Here is a 21,288-nt window from a genome sequence, read left to right as displayed (position 1 = left end):
CCTGTCTGGTGGTCGTAGCGGGACTCGAACCTGCGACATCAGCATTATGAATGCTGCGCTCTAACCAACTGAGCTATACGACCGAAGACAGCGATTATATGCAAAAAATCGCTTCTTCAATCGGTTTGCTGAAATTTCTTGCGAAAAATCTGGTGCTTACTGGTGGGTGAAGTTGGCGGGGCGCTTGTTCACAAAGGCGTCCATGCCTTCCTTCTGGTCCTGGGTGGCAAACAGGGCATGGAACAGGCGGCGCTCGAACATCACGCCATCGGACAGGCCGCTCTCGAACGCACGGTTCACGGACTCCTTGGCAGCCATCACGGCCAGCTGGGAGAAGCCGCTGATGATGATGGCGGCGCCCAGCGTCTCTTCCATGAGCTTGTCAAAAGGCACAACGCGGCTGACCAGACCGGCGCGCTCGGCCTCGCTGGCATCCATCATGCGGGCGGTCAGAGCCATGTCCATGGCCTTGGATTTGCCCACTGCGCGCGGCAGGCGCTGCGTGCCGCCGGCACCGGGAATCACGCCCAGCTTGATCTCGGGCTGGCCGAACTTGGCGTTATCGGCAGCGATGATGAAGTCGCACATCATCGCCAGCTCGCAGCCGCCGCCCAGGGCAAAGCCGCTGACGGCGGCAATCACGGGCTTGCGGATGCTGCGAATGGTCTCCCAGTTGCGCGTGATGTAGTCGCCGCCATAGGCGTCGGCAAAACTGTACTTGGCCATGGCACCGATGTCGGCACCGGCGGCAAAGGCGCGTTCGCTGCCGGTGATGATCATGCAGCCAATGCTTTTGTCGGCATCGAACTTCCTGAGCGCATCGCCCAGTTCGTCCATGAGCTGGTCGTTCAGGGCATTGAGCTGCTTGGGACGGTTCAGCGTGATGACGCCGACTTTTTCCGCTTCCACGCGGACTTCGATGGTTTCGTAGGCCAAGTTTGTCTCCTGCTAAAGAATGAATGGCTGCTGCCAAGAATAACCGCTGAGTCTGGCTGCCGGCTGTCGCGCTGCAGCGCCACTTTGGGGCCGGGCTCAGGCCGCAATGCCCGTCAGCCAGCGCTCTGCGGCGGCCTTGTCGCTGATTTCCAGCCCCAGATTGCTGATGGGGCTGGCGCTATCTGCATCCTCGCTGGCGGCTTTGGCGAGCAGGCTGCCCGTGTTCAGCGTCAGCTGCAGGATCTGCTGGTCGCGTGCTACCCAGGCAGTGAGCTGATTGGAGCCGGCCGCGTACAGCTGCACATCGTCCAGTTTGCTGATGCGCCAGCGCTGACCATCGGCCTCGACGGCCAGCCACTCGTCTCCAGCCATCATGCCGGCCTGCTCGGCAGCGCCGCCGCGCAGCACGGTCTTGATCTGCACGCTATGGTTTTCCTGGACACGCAGGCCCAGTTTCTGCGCCAGCTGTGCGGGCTCGGCCTTGCTCTTGATTCCATGCGTGGCCAGCAGCTCGCGCAGCGGCAGCTCGCCGGTGGAGTGCACCCAGGTCTGCAGCTGTCCGGCAATGTCGAGGTTGCCCACTTCGCTGACCACGGTCAGCACATCGGCTTCGCTGATGGGGCCGCCTGCGCTCTTGTGCCACAGGCCGCGCATCACATCGTCCAGGCTGCCCGGACCGTTGGCGCGCAGGGCCAGATCCAGGCACAGAGCGACCAGCGAGCCCTTGGTGTAGTAGCTGACCGTGTGATTGGCGGTGTTCTCGTCCTGGCGGTAGTACTTGACCCAGGCATCGAAGCTGGCCTCGGCCACGGACTGCACCAGGCGGCCCGGCGTCTGCAGCACCTGGTTGATGGTGCGCGTGACGAGCTTGAGGTACTGGCTGTTGTCCAGCAGTCCGGCACGGCGCAGGAACAGATCGTCGTAGTAGCTGGTAAAGCCTTCGAAGAACCACAGCAGCTCGGTGTAGTTCTCCTGCTCGTAGTCATAGCGGGCCAGTTCGGCCGGGCGCAGGCGCTTGACGTTCCAGGTGTGGAAGTACTCGTGGCTGATCAGGCCCAGCAAGGTGTTATAGCCTTCGCCAGCCTTGGCTTCGCCCTTGCGCGGTAGATCGCGGCGGCCGCAGATCAGCGCCGTGCTGTTGCGGTGCTCAAGGCCGCCATAGTTGTCATCCACCACATTGAGCATGAAGACATAGCGATCCATGGGCGGCTGGCTGCCGTCGGCGTGCCAGAAGGCGATCTCGGTCTCGCAGATCTTTTTCGTATCGACGAGCAGGCGCTCGCCATCAAAGCTGGGCGCTGCGCCGGCCACCACGAACTCGTGGGGCACGCCGCCGACCTCAAAGCTGCCGCGCCAGAAGCGGCCCATCTCCACGGGGCAGTCCACCAGCTCGTCGTAATGGGCAGCCGTGTAGAGGCCGAAGCCGTTGGCATCGACTTGCGCGGGCGTGAGGCCAGTGGCGACCTGCCAGCCCTCGGTGGCGGGGCTGCCGAGCAGCTCCAGCGCATGGGGGCGGTCCTCCTGGCCATGCACGCGCAGACACAGGCTGGTGCCGTTGAAGAAGCCACGCCGGCGATCCAGCCAGGCCGTGCGCACCGAGGTGTCATAGGCGCAAACCTGATAGCTGATAACGCAATCTGCATCAGCGTTACAGGCGATTTCCCATTGATTCTTGCTGAGCTGTTGCACGGCCACGGGCTGGCCGTTCTGCGTGGCCTTCAAGGCCTGCAGATTCTTGGAAAACTCGCGCACCAGATAGCTGCCCGGAATCCACACCGGCAGCGACAGCAACTGCTGTGCCGCAGGCTGGGCGATATGCAACTCCACATCGAAAAGATGGGCGTCCACCGCGCTGGCCTGCACGGCGAAGCGGATGTCGGGGCGAATGCCGGATGTGTTGAGAACAGAGGTCATGGCAGCTCCAGAAATGCGGGCCGGAGCATGCGAACCTAGCGCAGCGCGCCTGAAACTGCATCAGGTGCGCGCTGCTCCGGCAATGAGACAGAGATTACTTGGCGGCGGCCAGGTGCTTTTCGACCTCGGCAGCCGAGATGGCGCCGGGCACACGAACATTGTTGGAGAAGATCACGGTGGGCGTGCCGGTGATCTTGTACTTGCGGCCGAAAGCCAGATTACGCTGGATGGCGGCGGGGTCGCACTGGGCGGCTGGCGCGTTCTTGCTGTTCAGCATCTGCTCATGCCAGGCCTTTGCCTGATCCTTGGCGCACCAGATATTGCGCGACTTCTCGGCCGAGTCCGGACTCAGGATGGGGTAGAGGAAGAGGTAGATGGTGACGTTGTCCACGCTCTGCAGGTCTTTCTCAAAGCGCTTGCAGTAGCCGCAGTTCGGGTCTTCAAACACGGCCATCTTGCGCTCGCCCTTGCCATGCACGATGGTGATGGCGTCCTTGATGGGCAACTGCTTGAAGTCCACGGCCGTGAGCTGGGTCATGCGGTCTTCGGTCAGATTGCGGCGCGCCTTGGTGTCGATCAGCTCGCCCTGAATCAGGTAGTTGCCCTTGGCATCGGTGTAGAAGATATCCGTGCCCACGCGCACTTCGTACAGGCCGCTCATGGGGGTGGAGCGCACCTCGTCGATTTTCTCGAGCTGGGGAATGCGCTCGGTCAGCGTCTTCTTGAGGTTGGCATCCTGGGCATGCACGCTCAGGCCGAAGGTCAGGCTGGCGGTGGCCAGCAGGCAGGCAACAAGTTTCATGGAAGATGTCGTGGGCTGCAGCGGGCTGCAGCGTGGAAAGAATGAGATAGGCTGCCATCCACTATGCATGGACGGCAGGGCTGTTGCTTGGAGTAAGGACTGAGCCAAGGGTTCCCTGAACCCGCCTCTCAGAGCAGACCCATGGCCTGCTTGGCCATCCAGGACTTGAGCAGGCCGCTGCGTTCAAAGCCCTTCATGCCCCAGTTGCGCAGCATCTGCACAGGCACTTCTGGGCGGGCAAACAGCTGCTGCAGTCCGTCCATGGCCAGGCCCATGGGAGCCAGAGATGCCTTGCGCTCACGCTCGTACTGGCGCAGCAGCTTCAGATCGGCGGGGCTGCGCCAGTAGTCGCGCTCCTGAAGGATGCGTGCCAGAGTCTGCACATCGCCCAGGCCCAGGTTCAGACCCTGGCCGGCCAGCGGGTGGACGTTGTGGGCGGCGTCACCCGCCAGCACCCAGCTTTGTTGACTGTTCCTGTCCAGCGGTCCGCACCAGCGGTCGGCCACGGCCTGCTGCAGAGGCCAGGTGGCGCGCTCGGCCACCAGCTCCAGCCGGCCCAGCGCATCCTGGCTGATGGACTGCAGGCGAGTGGTAAAGCTTTCTTCGTCGCTTTCCAGCCAGTCAGGCACCAGCGATTGTTCCAGCGACCAGACAACGGCCACTTCGTGACCTTCGGCACCGCCCAAAGGCAAAAAGGCCAGAATCCCTTCCGGCGTGAACCACTGGCGTGCAATGCCGCCATGCGCCAGCTCACAGCTCAACCGGGTGGCAATGGCGTGTTGGGAATAGGGTGTGACGGAGAAATCCACGCCGAACTCGGTGCGCGTGCTGCTTGAGCGGCCTTCGCAGACGGCGGTGAGTGCGGCCTCCACCGGTTCCTTGACGATTTCCACCTGGGGTTGATAGCGCACGGCCTCGGCCAGGCGCTGCTCCAGCGCGGGGACATCGACGATCCAGGCCAGTGCCGGCACGTCCTGAGACGCTGCGTCGAACTGGACCTGGCCGTCCAGATCGCCAAACACCTGCATGCCGACCACGGGTGTAGCATCCTCGTCGTCAGGCCAGCAGCGCAACGACTGCAGCACGGCCCTGGAACTGGCATTGAGCGCATAGGCGCGCACATCCTTTTGTTGCGGGGATCGAGGCTGAGGCGGCGCCACCAGCGCCACACGCAGACGCTCACGCGCCAGCAAAAGAGCCAAGGTCCGGCCCACGATGCCGGCTCCACGAATACATACATCAAAGGTTTGCGCCATGTCCGGCATTGTAGGAGGCGCGGACAGGGCCTGCGCTCATAGAGGAAACCTCAGGCCCGTTGACCACCCGTTGCGGGCAACTATGTTGTTGATAGCGGCCTGCGGATATCAGGCAAGGGATTAGCGGCAAAATGATGAAGAATCCGTAATCGAAGGAGATGTGATGACCGACACCGCCTATGACGTGCAGGGCCGGATTGCCGAACTGTGGATCTACCCCGTCAAATCCTGCGCTGGTATTGCCGTACCGAAGGCCGAGCTCTCGCGCCATGGGCTGCAATGGGACAGGCACTGGATGGTGGTCGATGCCAATGGCGATTTCTTGACACAGCGCAGTCATCCGCGCATGGCGCTGATCCGGCCCGAGATTACGGATGAGTATTTGCTGTTGCATTTTCCGGATATGGACAGTTTGCAGATTCCTTTGCTGGTACAGGGCCGCAAATGCCGTGCGCGGGTCTGGAAGGATACGGTCGATGCCTGGGACCTCGGTGAATGGGCCGCGCCTGCACGCAGCTGGCTGAGTCGGGCTCTGGCGCAGGACTGCCATCTGGTGCGCTTTGATAGTTCGCAACCGCGCCGGGCCAGTGAACGCTGGGTGGGCGATAGCGACGCTCCGGTGCATTTTGCCGACGGCTACCCTTTGCTGCTGCTGAGCCAGTCGGCCGTGGACGAGCTCAATCAGCGATTGACGCAGGCTGGCGAGGCTGCTGTCGATGCGCGGCGCTTTCGTGCGAATATCGTGATTGCCGATATCGAGGCCCATGATGAAGATCGTGTGGAACAGCTGGATCTGCCCCAGTTGCCCGGTCTGAGCCTGCTGCCCTGCAAGCCCTGTACGCGCTGCCCGATTCCCGATATAGACCCCGACACCGCCGTACCCGGCACGGCAGTGGGAGATTCAATTTCCAGCTATCGCCAAGATCCGCGTGTGGATGGTGCTATTACTTTTGGTATGAATGCCATAGTGATGGGTCTTCCGGACGCTGCGGATGCTGCAGCAGAGCTGGCTGTGGGTCAGCAACTGGCGGGCAATCTGCGCTTTGATTGAGGGTGTAGGCCTTTGACCCTCAAAGACTTGGGGCATCCCTGTAATGGTGATGCAGCAGAACCAGTGTCCAATAAGGGCATTGGCAACAGCAACGAGGGGAGGGCGGCATGGCTGAATTCAAATCTGGCGATTTCGTGGTTCTCACCGGCAGCAGTGCTTTTGCCGGAAAGATCGCTCGCCTGACTTTTCGTGCACCCGACAGCGATTTCTGTCTGCCGGACGGTCATGGCCATATTGGCTGTGAGGCTGGAGACTGGGTGCTGGAGTTTGCCCAGAAGGTGCCAGCCTTGATGCGCAACTGTCAGACTCCCTGCATGACCAAATATCTGTGCAGTCCGCAATCCCAGTTCCGACGGCTGCAGGAGACTGCCGGGCTGGAGCAACTGTTTGGCCCGATGCGACAGAGTTCGCCGGCGTTGACCGCTGATTGATCCGACATATCCCGGACTTTTTCTCCCAAGCCTGTCTTTACGCAGGCTTTTTTGCTTTCTGGCCGGAACGGCGGCGCAATCTACCGCAGATGAGCAGAGATTGCCGGGTCATTACAATCGGGGGCTTTCCGTGGCCAAACCGGGACGAAACTCTGAGTGAACAGAGTGCCTATGGGTCACGCTTCAAAAGAACCGGATTCGCGACGATGCGGATCGGGCACTTCCGCCACATGGGTGTGGTGCCGGGTAGTGCATTGATACATAAGGAATTTCCATGAGCCTCAAATGCGGCATCGTGGGCCTGCCCAACGTGGGCAAGTCCACTCTTTTCAACGCGCTGACCAAGGCCGGCATCGCCGCCGAGAACTATCCCTTCTGCACGATCGAGCCCAACACCGGCGTGGTGGAAGTGCCCGATCCGCGTCTGGATCAGCTCTCCGAGATCGTCAAGCCCGAGCGCATCGTTCCCGCGATCGTGGAGTTCGTGGACATCGCCGGCCTGGTGGCCGGTGCTTCCAAGGGCGAAGGACTGGGCAACCAGTTCCTGGCCCATATCCGCGAAACCGATGCCATCGTCAACGTGGTGCGCTGCTTTGAAGATCCCAACGTGATTCACGTGGCCGGCAAGGTGGACCCGATTTCCGACATCGAAGTCATCCAGACTGAGTTGTGCCTGGCCGATCTGGCCACGGTGGAAAAGGCTTTGAACCGCTACAGCAAGGCCGCCAAGTCCGGTAACGACAAGGAAGCCGCCAAGCTGGTGGCACTGCTGACTCCCATTCAGGCAGCCCTGAATGAAGGCAAGCCCGCCCGTGTGGTGTCGGTGTCCAAGGAAGATGCGCCCCTGCTCAAGCCTTTCTGCCTGATCACTGCCAAGCCCGCCATGTTTGTGGGCAACGTGTCCGAAGACGGCTTTGAAAACAATCCTTTTCTGGATCGTCTCAAGGAATATGCAGAAGCTCAGGGCGCCCCCGTGGTGGCCATCTGCGCCAAGATCGAGGCCGAAATGGCCGAGATGGAAGACGAAGACCGCGATATGTTCCTGCAGGAGCTGGGCCTGGAAGAGCCTGGCCTGAACCGCCTGATCCGTGCAGGCTTCAAGCTGCTGGGCCTGCAGACCTATTTCACCGCCGGTGAAAAGGAAGTGCGTGCCTGGACTGTGCGTGTCGGCGCTACGGCTCCCCAGGCCGCGGGCGTGATTCACGGTGACTTCGAGCGCGGTTTCATTCGTGCCCAGACCATTGCCTTTGAAGACTTCGTCGCTTTCAAGGGCGAGCAAGGTGCCAAGGATGCCGGCAAGATGCGCGCCGAAGGCAAGGAGTACATCGTCAGGGACGGCGATGTGATGAACTTCCTGTTCTCTCCCAAATAAGCACGATTGACATGCACTCTGGCCACATATGGATGCCCGTTTGTGCCCAGGTGCTACCGTCATTGAAGGGCGCATCTGGCAGAGGCTTGCGGCGGCATTGTTGAATCAATCAGTGTCGCGGCGACAGGCAGGTCTGGATACTGGGCACAGCTCCCAGCAGTCCAGCCCCGCTATCGAGCCCAACTGGATGCAGTACAAGGCAGCGCATCAATCCAGCCAGGGTAGGCAAGCTTCTGCTTGCTGAGTCCACCGGACTCAAATTCCCGGGCCGGCGGTACTGCCGCGATTGCAGGCACAACGCACGGCGTTGCGGTTGACCGTCACATCTCATGGAGCTCATGACGCACAGCCCCTGCATGCTGCCCCGCCACACCCATCATGCCCGGATGCGCAAAGGCGATGTCTTTATGTGCATCGCAATGAGAGCGACTGCCGCATGCAGGCGCTTTGGACGCAAGGCATGCCATGGCTGGCGCGGGGATCGCCAGCGCAGCTAGGTAAAGACCAGGCTGCACGGCATCAAGCAACTGGGTGAGAGGGTGATGTCGCCTGGGTTTGAACCTGACAGCTCAATGAGCTGAACATCAGCCCTCAGGGCGTCACTTCGACGACCTGCTCGAAACCCCCAAAGATCATGCGCTTGCCGTCGAAGGGCATGGGCGGGTTGCCGGGGGCGGATGGGTCCATGCGCGGGTCTTCCATCATCTTCTTCATGGCTGCGTCGCGCGTGGCCTTGTCCGGCCATTCGACCCATGAAAAAGCCACTGTCTCCTCGGCAGTGGCCTGAACCGAGCGGCGGAAGTCGGTGACTTTTCCATCGGGGACGTCATCTCCCCAAGCCTCGATCACCCTGATTGCGCCCAGCTCGATGAATATCGGGTCGAGCTTGCGCGCGTGCTCAATGAACTTCTGCTTGTTGGCGGTGGGGACAGCGATCACGAAACCATCGATATATGACATCTCTTCACTCCTGCTGAATTGACCGTTAGATGCGGAGCTGGCGCCGCATTCACTATGCCCATAGAGCCGGTGGCTGAAATGCTCTCAGCCTGGACCCCTTGAACTCGCAGATCACGCTCCAGCAATCAAGGCTGAGCATGGCCTTTCAACATTGTCTGTGGCGACCGGGAATCTGACCAGTCAATGTGCATGCATCCTGCTCCTCAACTTGATGTCGGTCGATTGGCTCGCTGGGAACGTAGTGGCAGTTTTCGCGTTGATCGTAAGGCAGTTCACCAGCGCAGAAGCTGAAGTTTGTGACAGACAGCTTCTGGCCGTCGGCAAAATCCGTTGCAGCCTTTGCTGCTGCCAGGGAAAGCCGACATTGTTGAGCGGCATTGCAACCTTTCGTCATTCTTTCTTGTGTCTATCGAGCACCAGCACCGGTGCAGCCTCCATGACAGATTCAGATCAGGGACTGGCTATGGCTTTGCGTTGTGTCCCGAAAGTCTGCAGCTCGCTGTGTCGGACTTTTGGTGAATACAACAACTTTGTTGCGACCTGTCGTCTTGGCCTTGTACAGCGCCTCATCGGCCGAACGGATCACCGAGGCTACATCTGCATCGTGTTCTGGCTCCCATGCCGCGCAACCAATGCTGACTGTGATGTAGCCGAATTCGCTTCCGGAGTGCTCAACACAGAGTTGCGAAACGGCAGCGCGGATGCTTTCTGCAAGGCATGAAGCGCCCTCTAGAGATGTATCCGGCAAAACAACAATGAACTCCTCGCCTCCATAACGAGCTGCGATATCTCCTGGCCTGCGAATACTGTCACCTATGCATTTGGCTATGGTTGCGATGACGTCATCCCCAGCTTGGTGTCCGTATGTGTCGTTGTAGACCTTGAACCTGTCAATATCGACGAATAGCAATGAAAAAATACTATGGTTTCGTCTTGCTCTGTGCCATTCCTGATCCAACATTTCGTCGAGTCTGCGGCGGTTGTTCAAGCCCGTCAGCCCATCGGTACGAGCTAGCAAGGCCAGCTCCGACTCGGCGCGTATTCGTCGCTTGAGCTGTGTCACGAAAGCAAAGGACAAGCCGATAAAGGCTGCTGTGAGCACCCCCATCAGACAGGCAATGATCAGTGCACGTTGTCGCCAAGCCGTGAAGATATCGGAGTGCGCTTTCGCGACCATGATAATGAACGGCAAGCTCGGAAGATTCTTGAAGTAGTACAGGCGATGAGTGCCATCAAGGTAGGAGATATCTGAAAAGCTGCCCTCAGGCTCAGCAATGAACCGCTTGAATGTGCTTGCGTTTCGTATATTGCGCCCTATGACCTTGGCATCAAAGGGTTGGCGCATCATCATCGCGCCATCTTTTCTTATCAATGCAAGCGATCCATTCTCACCCAGCGACAGCCCGGAAAATAGTTTTCTGAAATATTCAAGCTGGACATCGATCAGCACTACGCCTGCAAAAGAGCCGTCTGCATGAGAAAGCCGACGGCTCAGGGGAATGCTCAAGGCGCCGCCATGTAGCGGCGATGCGTATGGGTCTCCCACAAATAGTCCTTTGCCGGAATTTTCTCGATGCACGGTGAAGAAATCATGGCCGGAGAAGTTGACATTGCCTGGGTTGACTTTTCGTGCATCGATGGCAATGTTTCCCTCGGTATCCAAGACCAGAATTGATCCCAAATAGGATGCAGTCGCAGCTTTGTCGAACAAGGCAACTTCGCGCAGGTGCGGCGATGCCGCCATCACTTCAGGATCGTTCAATCCATCAATCACGGCCTGCAATGACAGCGCATAGAGTTCGAGATTTCGAACTACGTCATTTTCGGCGAGAAGCGCCACATTACGCGATGTCTCCACCGCGTGCTTCATCGTGTCCAGCCGACTTTGATAAAGAGCTGCTGCGCAGATCGCAGCCATCGAGAGCGCAATTGCTCCAGCCACGAAGAGCATTGCATAGGAGATGTTGGAGAAGTGACTGCGATCAATAGCAAACCAATGAGTTGATTTCATATTGTCTAAGCACCTGCGCTGGTGATATCGAACTTGTAAAGATTGTGCTTGAATAAGTCAGCACAGCGCTTTCTTCACATTTCACAACAGTCTGCTTTGATGGCTCTTGGGGATTTCGGCCATAGACGGTTTTGATCGCAGGCGCGCACTTCACTGCACCTCGATTCGCCGACAGTGCTGAGCGCTTGCTTCACGAGGAGATCTAGCCTCTGGTCGAAAATAGCTTTTGCACCAGAGGATGTAGCACCTTCCGGCTTGCACCAATCGCGAAGAAGTGTTCTTCCACACCCTCGCAATCGCCCAAACGCTTCACCTCATATCGGGTCGTCAAGTCTTCGTGAACCAAGCTGGCCATTGGAAAGACACCCATGCCAGCTGCTCCAAACGTCTTGAGCAATGCACTGTCCTCGAACTCGCCTATGACATGCGGTTTGATGGATTCGCGTTCAAACCACTGATCAAGCCTTGCGCGCACTGCCGCATGGGCCGTTGGCAGAAGTACGGGAACTTTGGCCAGAGACTGCGGAAAGTCTTGCCGAGCTGCTGCAAACAAGGATGCAGGTGCGTACCAGGCCAATGGGGATGAGCCCAGAGAGTGGCTATAGACCTTCAGGTTGGGGTTTGGAGGGGCGGCCCGGTCGGCAAGAACGACATCGAGTCGATGCAAAGCCAGGTCGCCCAGCAAATCCTCGAATTCGTCAACCAAGCACAAAAGTCGAAGATGAGGCTCCTGCATCACAGGTTGCATCAGGCTTCGTACCGCCAGCTCAGGCAACTCGTCGGCGATGCCGACGATCAACCGCATGGTCGGCATGCCCACTGCGTCACGCACTACCGCAGGCAGCTGCTCCCCTAGCTGGAAGATTTGCTCTGCCTGTCGCATGGCGGCAAGTCCTGCGTCTGTCAGGACAACGCCTCGCCCTGCAGGTTTGAGCAGTGCATAGCCCAGTGACCGCTCCAGCTCACGAACCTGGGTACTAACTGTTTGTACAGCCATGCCCAGGCGCTCGGCAGCACGGGCCATGCCTCCTTCTTTGGCGACAACCCAAAAATAGTAAAGGTGCCTGTAACTGAAGCCATGGCTCATTGTTCGGCTTTTCGGAGCTATTGCTTCCGAATTATCTGCTTTTATTAAATTGCTGCATCGCTATTGTTGGTGCTGTCCGGGGCAGGGAGAAGTGCTCTGCAAAGAACCTTCGAATCAGAAGGCGCAAGCAGTCTTTGAACGAGGATTCACTCAGGAGAGTCACTGCACCAAGCAGCTCACCTCAAAGGAGAAGCACCATGCTGAGAGTTCTTGTCCCGTCAGACGGATCAGCTAATTCGTTGTTTGCAATACGTCACGTGATCGACGAGTTCAGGAAGAGCGAAGATCTGGAGATTCATCTCCTGAACGTGCAGCCGCCATTCTCGAAACTCATCGCCGATTACTCAAGCAGGAGTGACCGGATGGAGTTTCATCATGAGCAGACGGAGTCGGCGCTCTTAACTACTCGACAAATGCTGGATGCTGCCGGTATTCCATACGCTGTCCACTCGGAAGTCGGCAACAAGGTTGACTGCATTGTGGATGTTGCGCGCAGGCTTCATTGCGACCTGATTGTCATGAGCACGGCACGAAAGAGCTCCTTGGTACGTCTTGTCGAAAATTCAGTGATGAATCAGGTGCTGGAGCGAACCGGCGTGCCTGTAGAGCTGATCCCGGGCGAGCCCGCCTCGAAGCTGGAGCGCATTGGTATTCCCGCGGGAGTCGGTGCCGGAGCGGGCATTGTGGCTCTATGGATGGCTTCCAGTTGAGAACTCAACAGCTACGTTGAGAGCCGCTCGTTCCACCCTCGCTACGCTGTTGTTTCACCTTGTCTCTGCGGTTTACCGGGGCATGTCAGCGGCTCATGGTGCAAGCAGCATCTCAAGGCAAAAGAAGCAAACGCTTGGGGCCATTTCATGCAAAACATCGAAACCCTGGCAACTGGCCCAATGTGGGTCGGCTTCATTGTCTTTGTGCTCATCATGCTGGGCCTGGATCTATTTGTCCTCGGTGGAAACAGGGCTCACCGCGTATCGGCCAAGGAGGCTGCCAGCTGGACTGCCACCTGGATGGCTCTTGCCACGACATTCGGCGCGTTGCTATGGTGGTATTTGGACGCTACCGCAGGTCGTGAAATTGCCAATCGCAAGGCACTTGAATTCTTTACCGGCTACCTCATCGAGCAGGCATTGTCGGTAGACAACATGTTCGTCTTCGTGATGATCTTTACCTACTTCGCTGTCCCGCCAGAGTTGCAGAGACGCGTGCTGCTGTATGGGGTTCTTGGAGCGATCGTGATGCGGGCAGCAATGATTCTTGGCGGAATCTGGCTCGTTTCCGAGTTTGAGTGGGTGCTCTACGTTTTTGGGCTGCTGCTCGTGGTCACGGGCGGCAAGATGCTGATCATGGCTGAGCAAAAGCCTGATTTGGAAAGGAATCCACTGCTACGCTGGTTGCGCTGCCATATGCGTATAGCGCCAGGCTTTCATGGCCAGTCGTTTTTCGTACGCGTCGATGGATTGCTTCATGCAACACCGATGTTCTTGGTGCTTCTGATGATTGAGGCGAGTGACCTGGTCTTTGCCGTGGATAGTATTCCGGCCATCTTTGCTGTCACCACCGACCCATTTATCGTCTTTACATCCAATATCTTCGCGATCCTGGGTTTGAGGGCGCTGTACTTCCTGCTGGCCGACATGGCCGAACGCTTCCATCTGCTCAAGTACGGCCTTGCTCTGGTATTGATCTACATCGGCGGCAAGATGCTGATGATGCCCTGGTTTCATATGCCCGTGCATTGGTCGCTACTCATTGTTGGCTCGATTGTCCTGATTTCCGTGCTGCTTAGCGTGAAGCTCTCAGACCGAAAATCTTCGAGGAGTGTTTTATGAGCAATGCAGCGATGCCTGCACTCATACCTGCGCCTGATCTCGAGCGGCGCGATAGTCTTGGCAGGCTGATTTCGTTGACGTGGAAAGGCGAGTGCAACCGTGCGAACACCGGCGGCGAGCGTTGGCTGGTGGCAGTGGACGGCTCCGCGTGCTCTTCGCGTGCTGTTGCCGTGGGTGCCCATTTGGTGGCAATGGGGCAAGGGAGCATGCTTGACCTCGTGAATGTGCAGCCCTGGTTGAGCAAAGAGGCTGCGGAGACCGAGTTGGGTCGATACGGCTGGGCAGCCACGGCCATGGCGCGCCGAGCGCTTGCAGAATCGGCCACCCTTATCACCTGGCGCCTTCACGTCGTCATGGGTGATGATGCAATCGCTATCGTGGGCTTGGCTGAAACTCTTGGCTGCTTCGGTATTTGCATCGGCTCCCACGGGCTCACGGCAGCAGAAGCCGTATTGCTCGGGTCTGTGACTTGCAAGGTCTTGCGCTTGGCACAGATGCCGGTTTTGATCGTACGTTGAGTCAAGATGTGCATGGAGTTGGCTGACGCAACAGACTGCCTGCATTCGTGCAGAGCTGACGCATTCAGCGGACCGGCGATGCTTGACTGGTGAAAGTGGATACCAAGCAGGCACCGGCAATCGAAATCTTGTGGATTGGTTGCGGCAGTGAATGCCCGGCCTGTGCAGTCTTCCCGTGGCCGGATCTGACGGGTTTGGGTGCAATGGCTGGTTCGGGTGTTCACGTTGACTGCATGGGGCGCAGCCTGCGTCAAGTCGTCAAGTCACTTGCTCAAGTCCAGTCCGAACAGTCCGCAAATGCTCATGACCGATCGCTCTTGATCGTGAGAGGCTATCCCCGATTGAATTGGTTGAACAGCCCGGCCAGGGTAGTCTTTATGTCCACAAAATAGACAGAAGAATTGTCAATGCCGATGCAAGACCGCCTTCGCCTTCTCTTTCTGGCAAATGCCACCATCCTGATCACGCATCAAATCGACGCAGCCTATTGGCATGAATGGGAGCTGTTCCTCATTCCTGGCGGCAATCAAATCAACCTGCTCCTCAATATTCCAATCATTGGATTGGTCATGTACTCGCACAGCCGGGTTGTCGCCAACATGAAAACCGGCTTGCCTTTCTACAAGCTCTTGGCCTGTCTCGGCCTTTTGACCATAGGCATTCACGCGTTTTTCTTCTTCCAAGGCAGCGAGTCGTTCATTCAGCCCATGTCGATTGCGCTGATGCTGGCTACATTCATTCTGTCGATATGGCAACTGGTGGCTCTGCGTCGTCTAGAAAAACTGCCTTAGTTCGTGACCGCCTGATCCCGGCCGGTGCCGGCAGTCAACCGGCGTCGACAGTGGCTCCATGGCGGGCAACTGACAGTCAATCAGATGGATTCATATCTGCAAGTGCTTATGGGCTGAACACAGCGAGGTTCAGCGCTAGCAGTTGCCTTTCTTGGCTTGCCCAGGGGGGCACCCATGAGGATGAGGCTTTCTGTATCCGTCGTCGTAGTAGCCGTTCGGATACACGACACAGCCGCTGAGCAGCAAAGCGGTGGCGACCAGCGCTAGCACTTTTTTCATAGAAATCCTTTCGATCTGACGCATGTCGCCGAGAGCTGCAGGGAGGTCCTGAGAATGATTGGAGGGATCTCGGCGACGTCACCATTTCTTTTGCTCAGGGCCTGGAACTGGCCGTCGCGATTGATGCTGGCAACAGCGTTGTTCGGCCTCAAGGGGCTAGTCGTTCTGTCCCAAGGCGATCAGGACTGCACCGCTGAGGAGCAGCAGGACTGCCAAAGCTATCCAAAGCTCAAGGTTCGCGATGCTGCCCTGGGCATCCAGAGCAAATCCTGCCGCACAAGAAAGTGCAGCACTGATCACCAGCAGTGTTCCGAATTTGCTGCGCAGCATGGCTTTGGTCTGTATTTCTCTATCAATGATTGCTCGAGGGCGGCAATGCAGGCTTGGTATCCGAGCCTTGATGGAACCCATACCTGGATCACCTCGGCCAAGTCCTATTTTCGGCGATGACTGTGGCAGATGGAGGCAGGTTTCAATGGCTTTGTTACCGAAGGTAGAGCATGATCGGATCTGCTCAGAGACCGGCTTTAATGCCGCGTTCTACGAGTCGTAACACTGTATCCAAGGGCACTCCTAGCATTGCGCTGTCTTTGTTTTCAAAAAGGTACCGTATGAGTAACTTGCATGGATTTCGCTCTGCCAAAGCCCTGTGCTGGGCTGGGCTGGGTTTGATTGCTGCCGGCCTGGCAGCATGTGGCGGCGGTGGTGGAGGCGATAGCTCCCCACAGCAAGGCACGCTCAAGCTGGCCATGACCGACGCTCCGGCGTGCGGCTACGACCATGTCTATGTCACTGTCACCAAAATCCGTGTGCATCAGAGCGCTACGGCAGGTACCATCGATTCTGGCTGGAGCGAGTTGACGATTCCAGCCCAACGCATCGACCTGCTCGGTTTGACCAATGGGGTACTGCAGGAATTGGGTTCGTTGCCGCTGCCGGCCGGCAACTACCAGCAGATCCGCTTGGTGCTGGCTGACAATCCTTCCAACCCGACATCTGCCAATCCGTTGGCCAATGCACTGGTGCTATCGGGTTCGACCAACGAGATCGCACTGACCACTCCCAGCGGCCAACAAAGCGGCTTCAAGCTGAAGGCCAATTTCAATGTCACCGGCGGCCAGGTCGCCGATATGGTTCTGGACTTCGATGCCTGCAAGTCCATTGTCAAGGCAGGTAACTCGGGCAACTACAACCTCAAACCCGTGGTGGCCGTCATCAAGCGATTGACGACAGCAATTGTGGGCTATGTGGATCCTGCTCTGGCCTCCAGCGTCGTGGTGTCCACGCGTGACCCGGACAACAATTTGCGCGCCACCGTGCCCAACGCCACTACAGGCAAGTTCGTGCTGGCATATCTGCCGGAGAACACCAACTATACCGTCGTCGTTGCAGGCCAGAACCTGACCACCGCCGCAGTGACTGGCGTTCCTGTCTCGATCGCTGCTGGTACGACCACGCTCAACGCATCGACGGCCCCCATTCCACTGCCTGCGTCTGCTTCGGCGACTGTTACGGGCAAGGTGACAAACACATCCAATACGCCTTTGACAGATGCTGAGGTGAATGCCCAGCAAGTGCTAAGCGCAGGTCAAAGGCTCGATGCTGCTTGGACTCTGGTTGATCCCGCCAATGCAAACTACAGCCTGAATCTGCCATTGGTGGCGCCCAACAAGGCACCTTACGTCGCAAGCGGGCCGTTGGTGTTTACTGCAGATACTGCTGCCGCTGGCAAGTACAACATATTGGGCAGCGCTGCCGGCTACACCACTCAGACCACTGCGCCAGCCGTGACGCTGACAATCGCCAACAGTGTGACCACCAAGGATCTGGTTCTGGCACCTTGAGGAAAAAACTGGGCAATGGACCGAAATGCTGCTCGTGGCATTCCGTATCCATGCCCAGATCGTGCTGTCGCCTGCTTCCCAAAATGAAAGCCTGGCCTTTTAGGCCGCTTTCATTTCATCCATCGAAGATCACCGGGGTTGCAATCGCAGTATGAAGAGTCGGGGGTTATGAGGAGAACGATGGATGCACCAGCACTTCAGGGAGTGAACCGGTCGCTCTGGCGAGATCCTTGCCTCAATCGGTCTCCTCATTGACCTAGCCGTCGTCGAAGCTCATGAGGGTGCATCATCGCCACCGCTGCATGAAACACCGGGATGTGCCGCCCGGCATTTGCATCGAGCAGTATCTGGGCCTGCATTGCCTGCCAGGGCGGAGGTCGGTTCAATCAGCTCAGGCGTATACCCCGCATCCTGGATGGCCTCTGCAAACTCGGCGTCAGATGCGGTTCCTGAGATAAGCACGGTTTGCTCCTTAAGCTCAAACTTTATATAGGCCTTGTCATCCATGGCCACAATTGATCGTTTGATGCGCCCCGCGCAGCCACCGCATGTCATATCGGTCACACGAAAAACAGTCATTGCATGCTCCTTTCAAGGTTTTGAGTCAAGTCTCAACCCTGACATCATGAGAATGTCAAATGCCTTGTACCTACGAACTGACCGGGAACGATGTCATCTGCCAACCTGTTCTTGATGCGCTTGGTCTGCGCGGGGAGCACGCCAGCGGCCCCGCCGAGAGCACGCTGGGAGTGCAACTTGGGTTTACTTGTATGCCTTCTGCGGGTCATCTGCCGGATCGACGTAGTTCAGGTCGAATGGGCCTTCCCCGTGGATCTGGATCACTGTTGGAACCTTGAACATGGCGAAGTGATTGGTCTTGGCCGGAATCGATCCGAAGCTGCCGGCTTTTTGGACTTTGAGTGCCTTCGAGTCCCACTTGTCGCCCATCCCGATCATGACCGTGCCCGAGATGACAGTCACGTTCTCGGCTTGGCTGTGCCAATGCGGCAAGACGCGATAGCCGGCAGGCACGGACAGACGCACCACATAGGGGCCGGGTTGATTGGGGTCACCCAGGAGTACCGCGAATTTGGCCCCTTTGGCGAGAACCGGAGGCGGTGCTCCCCACTCGACACCTTCGGCGCCGTGAATGGCCCAGGATGCCATAGGAATCATTGCCAGCGCGACGAGGCTGGCCGAGCGAGCGAACGAGAAATGAGACATCAGAGTCTCCTTGCGCGCGACCCATGCACACCGCCGCTGACATCGCACGCGCCATCAGGGACGAGCCTCCTGAATTGGGTTGTGATGATCCGTCATGCGCACTTCACAGATATTGACAGGAGGTATCAAAGCCTATTGCAGGCAGATTGGGTTGGCAAGCCAAGCCAATGCTGAAGCTAATGTCTGTGTACGCAGCTCATGGTCGTTTCCGGCTCTTGGCAATCAGGGGCCAAGGGGCGCCAGAGGTAAGGCATGGTTGCCAAGCTCGAGGTTGCAGAACCAGCAATTTGCTCTGGCATGCGGCATCACTGGCTCCGATATGGAGTGAGGCCCTGGAGCCAGCAGATCGCAGAATCGATTGACAACGACGACACGTTTTGCGGCTGCCGCATATCTCCCGCAAAAGAGCCGAGGGTCTATTGCCGCGCATTCAGCCTCGATGTTCAGCGGCTTTTGGCACTGAGACCATATGAACCGAGCCTGTTGACTACGTTGATGCTTCGGACCTGAGGCTCAGCCATCGTCATAATTCGTGTTGTGCCGGAATAGCTCCGCCCAGGCGACGTGGTTACGCTGAGCCTTCAGTAACTTCACATCTTGCGCTTTCAAACCACATGTCCAATACACCTTCACGCTCTAATCTCGCTTCACCGGAAGTGAAGCTGCGCATGCGTGTTATGGCCGGCGACATCATTGCCATCGGCCCTGGAAAAATCGAACTCCTGGAGACCATCAACGAAACCAAATCCATTGCTGCGGCCGCCAAATCCCTGGGCATGTCCTACCGCCGTGCCTGGTTGCTGGTCGATGGAGTCAATCATGCGCTGAATAAGCCGGCGGTGATCACGTCGACGGGAGGCTCTCATGGAGGTGGTACGGAGCTCACTGAAACGGGGCACCTGGTGATTGCCCTGTACAGGCGCATCGAGCAACATGCTCTCAGGGCATGTAAAGCAGATCTGGACAAGCTGGTCGCCTTGGTCCACAGCAGCTAGGCAGGCTGGAGGCACAAGCACCTGTACGCATGCGGAATGCTGCGTGGCCCGCAGTGGCGTAGTGCAAAGGATCCCTCATGACATTGAACTTCGCGCAGGAGCTCAAGTACGAACTTCATCGCCCAGCACCTCCCCGTCACCACGGGTGCAGGGCGCTGAATGCATCGCATCAATTCCGTCAGAAACGCTGGTCCGCTTCTCGCAAAGCATGAGCAAGCAGTGATGCAGATTTTCAACCACCATTATTCAATGGGGGGCTCATCTCTTCGTAATATATACTCGAATATAGCGAGGCTGGCATGGCAGACTTCGTCTGGTTGGCGCGCAGCGGCTCTTCCTGCTTGCATCTGCCACTGCCTCCCGAACTCTTGTGCCTATGTGAATTGAGACCTATATGGGAAGCGAAAAGCTCAGCGTTGAAGAGCGGCTGCAAGTGCTGGAAATCCTGTTGGAGGAGTCAATCTGGGGGCTCCACCTCGAGCGGCCTGAGCACCGCAAGGCCATCGCGTCTGCTCTGTATACCCGCCTTGAAGTGGCCAACCTGCACCAGGCGTACTCACCAGGCGTGACTGCCGCTTTGTATGAACAGGCGGATGCGCTGTCCGAGTTGGACAACACGCCTGATCCGCTCAAACCCATGCTGCGTCCGCTGGTTCGATATTCAGGGACTGCAGACTGAACACCACATCTTCCTGAACACCACATCTTCCCCGAAAAGATTTGTGCAGGCAGGGGCGCAGCTTTGCAAGAGCAGACATTGAATCAAGAAGATGTGCGTTCTATGTGCAAAGACATGACGAACACGGCTTGCCCATATCACCGTTCATAAGCTGGTTCGAATAACCAATGCCTTGTTCTTACTTCGCGACGATCATGTTTAGTAGAGGGCTTTAGTGAAGCAAGATCACATTTCCTACCTGCTGGCCCTCCATCGGGAGCAGGACTGGGCGGCAGCAGCAATTGCATGCCAAATCTCTCAAGCGCAGTTGAAGAAAGCCGTGGCAGAAGCCGAACGCGAGTACGGCTGTTGTCTTGTGAAAACCGGGACAGTCTTTCGGGGGTTCACGACTGAAGGCGAGAAGGTCGTTGTCTGGGCTCAAGGCTTGTCGGAGGCCATCTCCACCCTCAAGCATGTATTTGCGGTTTCCAACAGCAGAAAGGCAATTGCTCCTCTTCTGGATCGACGCTCCGTCTCACCGAAGCGACTTGAGGCACCTGGAGCGGATAGTCAGGAGATCGACCTGATGATCGAGGCGGCGTTGAGAGCACCAGACCATGGTGGTCTACATCCTTGGCGTGTACTGGTGTTTGCCTCGGATTCTCGAGCGCGTCTGGCGGATTTATTCGAACAGGAGAAATTGCGCCGCGACCCTCTCGCCTCCGGTGAGGACCTCAGGCGTGCGCGTGAGCACGCCACACGCAGTCCGACTTTGCTCGCTTTCATCATATCGCCCAAGCTGCGCATGAGAGTGCCGGAGCGTGAGCAATGGCTGGCAGCCGGCTCAGCACTGGGCAACCTGCTGAATGCGGCGCATCAACTCGGCTTTGGAGCCATCATGCTCAGCGGCGAGCGCTGCTTCGACGTTTTGCTTTGCTCTGAGCTGGGGGTCGAGTCAACCGAGTATCTGGCCGGATTCATCAGCCTCGGCAGCATCACGGCAGCGCCGCCGCAGCGCAAGCCAGTCATGCTCGATACTGTGAGAGCTTTCTGGCATTCCGGTGAGCCGAGTGTTGAGACACCTGCGAAAAGCCAGATCGGCCCTGATTCGGCCGCCAGCAATGCAATCTCTGAATCACGGGCCCCACGCTAAGTTATGCGACTCCTTCAGGCGACATGCTGTCGGCAGGTAAGCGGCAAGCGCTGCTCTTGTCGGGCCAAGTTTGCGCAAGGAGATGACCGACACGCTTGAGCAGGCCAGGGGCAGCGCGGCCCGAAGGCTGGCCTCAGGTCCTACTTCGACTGACGGCTCGAAGCCCCAAGAAAT

At 57.8% G+C, this 21,288-nt stretch carries 21 protein-coding genes and 1 tRNA gene; 11 read left to right on the top strand and 11 right to left on the bottom strand.

Features of this window, described 5'->3' with window-relative positions; translation table 11 throughout:
- Positions 1–6: 6 nt before the first annotated feature.
- The 5 genes from DFO48_RS09225 to DFO48_RS09205 all read right to left on the bottom strand — a co-directional run bounded on the left by DFO48_RS09225 (position 7) and on the right by DFO48_RS09205 (position 4,908).
- Positions 7–83: transfer RNA gene (locus DFO48_RS09225), tRNA-Met, on the bottom strand.
- A 73-nt stretch (positions 84–156) separates the two neighbouring features.
- Positions 157–936 (bottom strand): enoyl-CoA hydratase, encoded by a 780-nt coding sequence (locus DFO48_RS09220; RefSeq protein WP_057093504.1) that lies wholly within the window; start codon positions 934–936, stop codon positions 157–159.
- A gap of 96 nt (positions 937–1,032) precedes the next feature.
- Entirely contained in the window at positions 1,033–2,850 is a 1,818-nt protein-coding gene (locus DFO48_RS09215; protein ID WP_114863202.1) for a M61 family metallopeptidase, read from the bottom strand.
- Positions 2,851–2,944: 94 nt separating this feature from the next.
- Positions 2,945–3,652: a DsbC family protein gene (locus DFO48_RS09210; RefSeq protein WP_003071046.1), complete on the bottom strand. Its 708-nt coding sequence runs from the start codon at positions 3,650–3,652 to the stop codon at positions 2,945–2,947.
- Positions 3,653–3,780: 128 nt separating this feature from the next.
- Entirely contained in the window at positions 3,781–4,908 is a 1,128-nt protein-coding gene (locus DFO48_RS09205; RefSeq protein ID WP_199406973.1) for an FAD-dependent monooxygenase, read from the bottom strand.
- A 163-nt stretch (positions 4,909–5,071) separates the two neighbouring features.
- On the opposite strand from DFO48_RS09205, the gene DFO48_RS09200 reads away from it, so the two are divergent.
- The 3 genes from DFO48_RS09200 (at position 5,072) to ychF (ending at position 7,762) form a co-directional block, all read left to right on the top strand.
- Positions 5,072–5,959 carry an MOSC domain-containing protein gene (locus tag DFO48_RS09200; protein WP_003075286.1) on the top strand — a complete coding sequence of 296 codons (888 nt, stop codon included), beginning with the start codon at positions 5,072–5,074 and terminating at the stop codon, positions 5,957–5,959.
- A gap of 107 nt (positions 5,960–6,066) precedes the next feature.
- Positions 6,067–6,390, top strand: coding sequence for a hypothetical protein (locus DFO48_RS09195; protein WP_114863200.1), 324 nt, complete (start codon positions 6,067–6,069; stop codon positions 6,388–6,390).
- Between the two features lie 274 nt (positions 6,391–6,664).
- Positions 6,665–7,762 (top strand): redox-regulated ATPase YchF, encoded by a 1,098-nt coding sequence (gene ychF / locus DFO48_RS09190; RefSeq protein ID WP_003075290.1) that lies wholly within the window; start codon positions 6,665–6,667, stop codon positions 7,760–7,762.
- A gap of 591 nt (positions 7,763–8,353) precedes the next feature.
- Here the strand turns inward: ychF and DFO48_RS09185 are convergent.
- The 3 genes from DFO48_RS09185 to DFO48_RS09175 all read right to left on the bottom strand — a co-directional run bounded on the left by DFO48_RS09185 (position 8,354) and on the right by DFO48_RS09175 (position 11,820).
- Positions 8,354–8,722 carry a DUF1428 domain-containing protein gene (locus tag DFO48_RS09185; RefSeq protein ID WP_114863199.1) on the bottom strand — a complete coding sequence of 123 codons (369 nt, stop codon included), beginning with the start codon at positions 8,720–8,722 and terminating at the stop codon, positions 8,354–8,356.
- A gap of 445 nt (positions 8,723–9,167) precedes the next feature.
- On the bottom strand, positions 9,168–10,733 hold the full coding sequence (locus DFO48_RS09180; protein WP_003075293.1) for a sensor domain-containing diguanylate cyclase: 1,566 nt from the start codon (positions 10,731–10,733) through the stop codon (positions 9,168–9,170).
- Positions 10,734–10,935: 202 nt separating this feature from the next.
- Positions 10,936–11,820, bottom strand: coding sequence for a LysR family transcriptional regulator (locus DFO48_RS09175; RefSeq protein ID WP_114863198.1), 885 nt, complete (start codon positions 11,818–11,820; stop codon positions 10,936–10,938).
- A 197-nt stretch (positions 11,821–12,017) separates the two neighbouring features.
- On the opposite strand from DFO48_RS09175, the gene DFO48_RS09170 reads away from it, so the two are divergent.
- The 4 genes from DFO48_RS09170 (at position 12,018) to DFO48_RS09155 (ending at position 14,961) form a co-directional block, all read left to right on the top strand.
- Positions 12,018–12,530, top strand: a complete 513-nt coding sequence (locus DFO48_RS09170) for a universal stress protein (protein WP_114863197.1) — start codon at positions 12,018–12,020, stop codon at positions 12,528–12,530.
- A 147-nt stretch (positions 12,531–12,677) separates the two neighbouring features.
- Positions 12,678–13,652: a TerC family protein gene (locus DFO48_RS09165; RefSeq protein ID WP_114863196.1), complete on the top strand. Its 975-nt coding sequence runs from the start codon at positions 12,678–12,680 to the stop codon at positions 13,650–13,652.
- A complete protein-coding gene (locus DFO48_RS09160) occupies positions 13,649–14,170 on the top strand; it encodes a universal stress protein (protein ID WP_114863195.1) in 522 nt (173 codons plus the stop codon). Before DFO48_RS09165 ends, DFO48_RS09160 begins: the two co-directional genes overlap by 4 nt.
- Positions 14,171–14,577: 407 nt before the next feature.
- Positions 14,578–14,961, top strand: coding sequence for a DUF6713 family protein (locus DFO48_RS09155; protein ID WP_114863194.1), 384 nt, complete (start codon positions 14,578–14,580; stop codon positions 14,959–14,961).
- Between the two features lie 435 nt (positions 14,962–15,396).
- On the opposite strand, the gene DFO48_RS25130 is transcribed toward DFO48_RS09155, so the two are convergent.
- Positions 15,397–15,651 carry a hypothetical protein gene (locus DFO48_RS25130; RefSeq protein WP_147282732.1) on the bottom strand — a complete coding sequence of 85 codons (255 nt, stop codon included), beginning with the start codon at positions 15,649–15,651 and terminating at the stop codon, positions 15,397–15,399.
- Between the two features lie 200 nt (positions 15,652–15,851).
- On the opposite strand from DFO48_RS25130, the gene DFO48_RS09150 reads away from it, so the two are divergent.
- Complete coding sequence (locus tag DFO48_RS09150) at positions 15,852–17,084, top strand: DUF4382 domain-containing protein (protein WP_114863193.1); 1,233 nt, start codon at positions 15,852–15,854, stop codon at positions 17,082–17,084.
- 273 nt (positions 17,085–17,357) lie between these two features.
- On the opposite strand, the gene DFO48_RS09145 is transcribed toward DFO48_RS09150, so the two are convergent.
- Together DFO48_RS09145 and DFO48_RS09140 are read right to left on the bottom strand one after the other, a co-directional pair.
- Positions 17,358–17,663: a heavy-metal-associated domain-containing protein gene (locus DFO48_RS09145; protein ID WP_114863192.1), complete on the bottom strand. Its 306-nt coding sequence runs from the start codon at positions 17,661–17,663 to the stop codon at positions 17,358–17,360.
- 183 nt (positions 17,664–17,846) lie between these two features.
- Positions 17,847–18,308 (bottom strand): cupin domain-containing protein, encoded by a 462-nt coding sequence (locus DFO48_RS09140; RefSeq protein ID WP_003075311.1) that lies wholly within the window; start codon positions 18,306–18,308, stop codon positions 17,847–17,849.
- Positions 18,309–18,985: 677 nt separating this feature from the next.
- Between DFO48_RS09140 and DFO48_RS09135 the strand changes: the two genes are divergently transcribed.
- The 3 genes from DFO48_RS09135 (at position 18,986) to DFO48_RS09125 (ending at position 21,114) form a co-directional block, all read left to right on the top strand.
- Positions 18,986–19,303 carry a winged helix-turn-helix domain-containing protein gene (locus tag DFO48_RS09135; protein ID WP_003075313.1) on the top strand — a complete coding sequence of 106 codons (318 nt, stop codon included), beginning with the start codon at positions 18,986–18,988 and terminating at the stop codon, positions 19,301–19,303.
- 394 nt (positions 19,304–19,697) lie between these two features.
- Positions 19,698–19,982: a hypothetical protein gene (locus DFO48_RS09130; protein WP_114863191.1), complete on the top strand. Its 285-nt coding sequence runs from the start codon at positions 19,698–19,700 to the stop codon at positions 19,980–19,982.
- Between the two features lie 214 nt (positions 19,983–20,196).
- Positions 20,197–21,114 (top strand): nitroreductase, encoded by a 918-nt coding sequence (locus DFO48_RS09125; protein ID WP_114863190.1) that lies wholly within the window; start codon positions 20,197–20,199, stop codon positions 21,112–21,114.
- The last annotated feature ends 174 nt before the right edge of the window (positions 21,115–21,288 follow it).

The organism is Comamonas sp. AG1104, assembly GCF_003350425.1.
Lineage (GTDB): Bacteria > Pseudomonadota > Gammaproteobacteria > Burkholderiales > Burkholderiaceae_C > Comamonas > Comamonas testosteroni.
The sequence above is the reverse complement of the archived record's forward strand: the minus strand, read 5'-3'. Positions and strand labels throughout refer to the sequence as shown.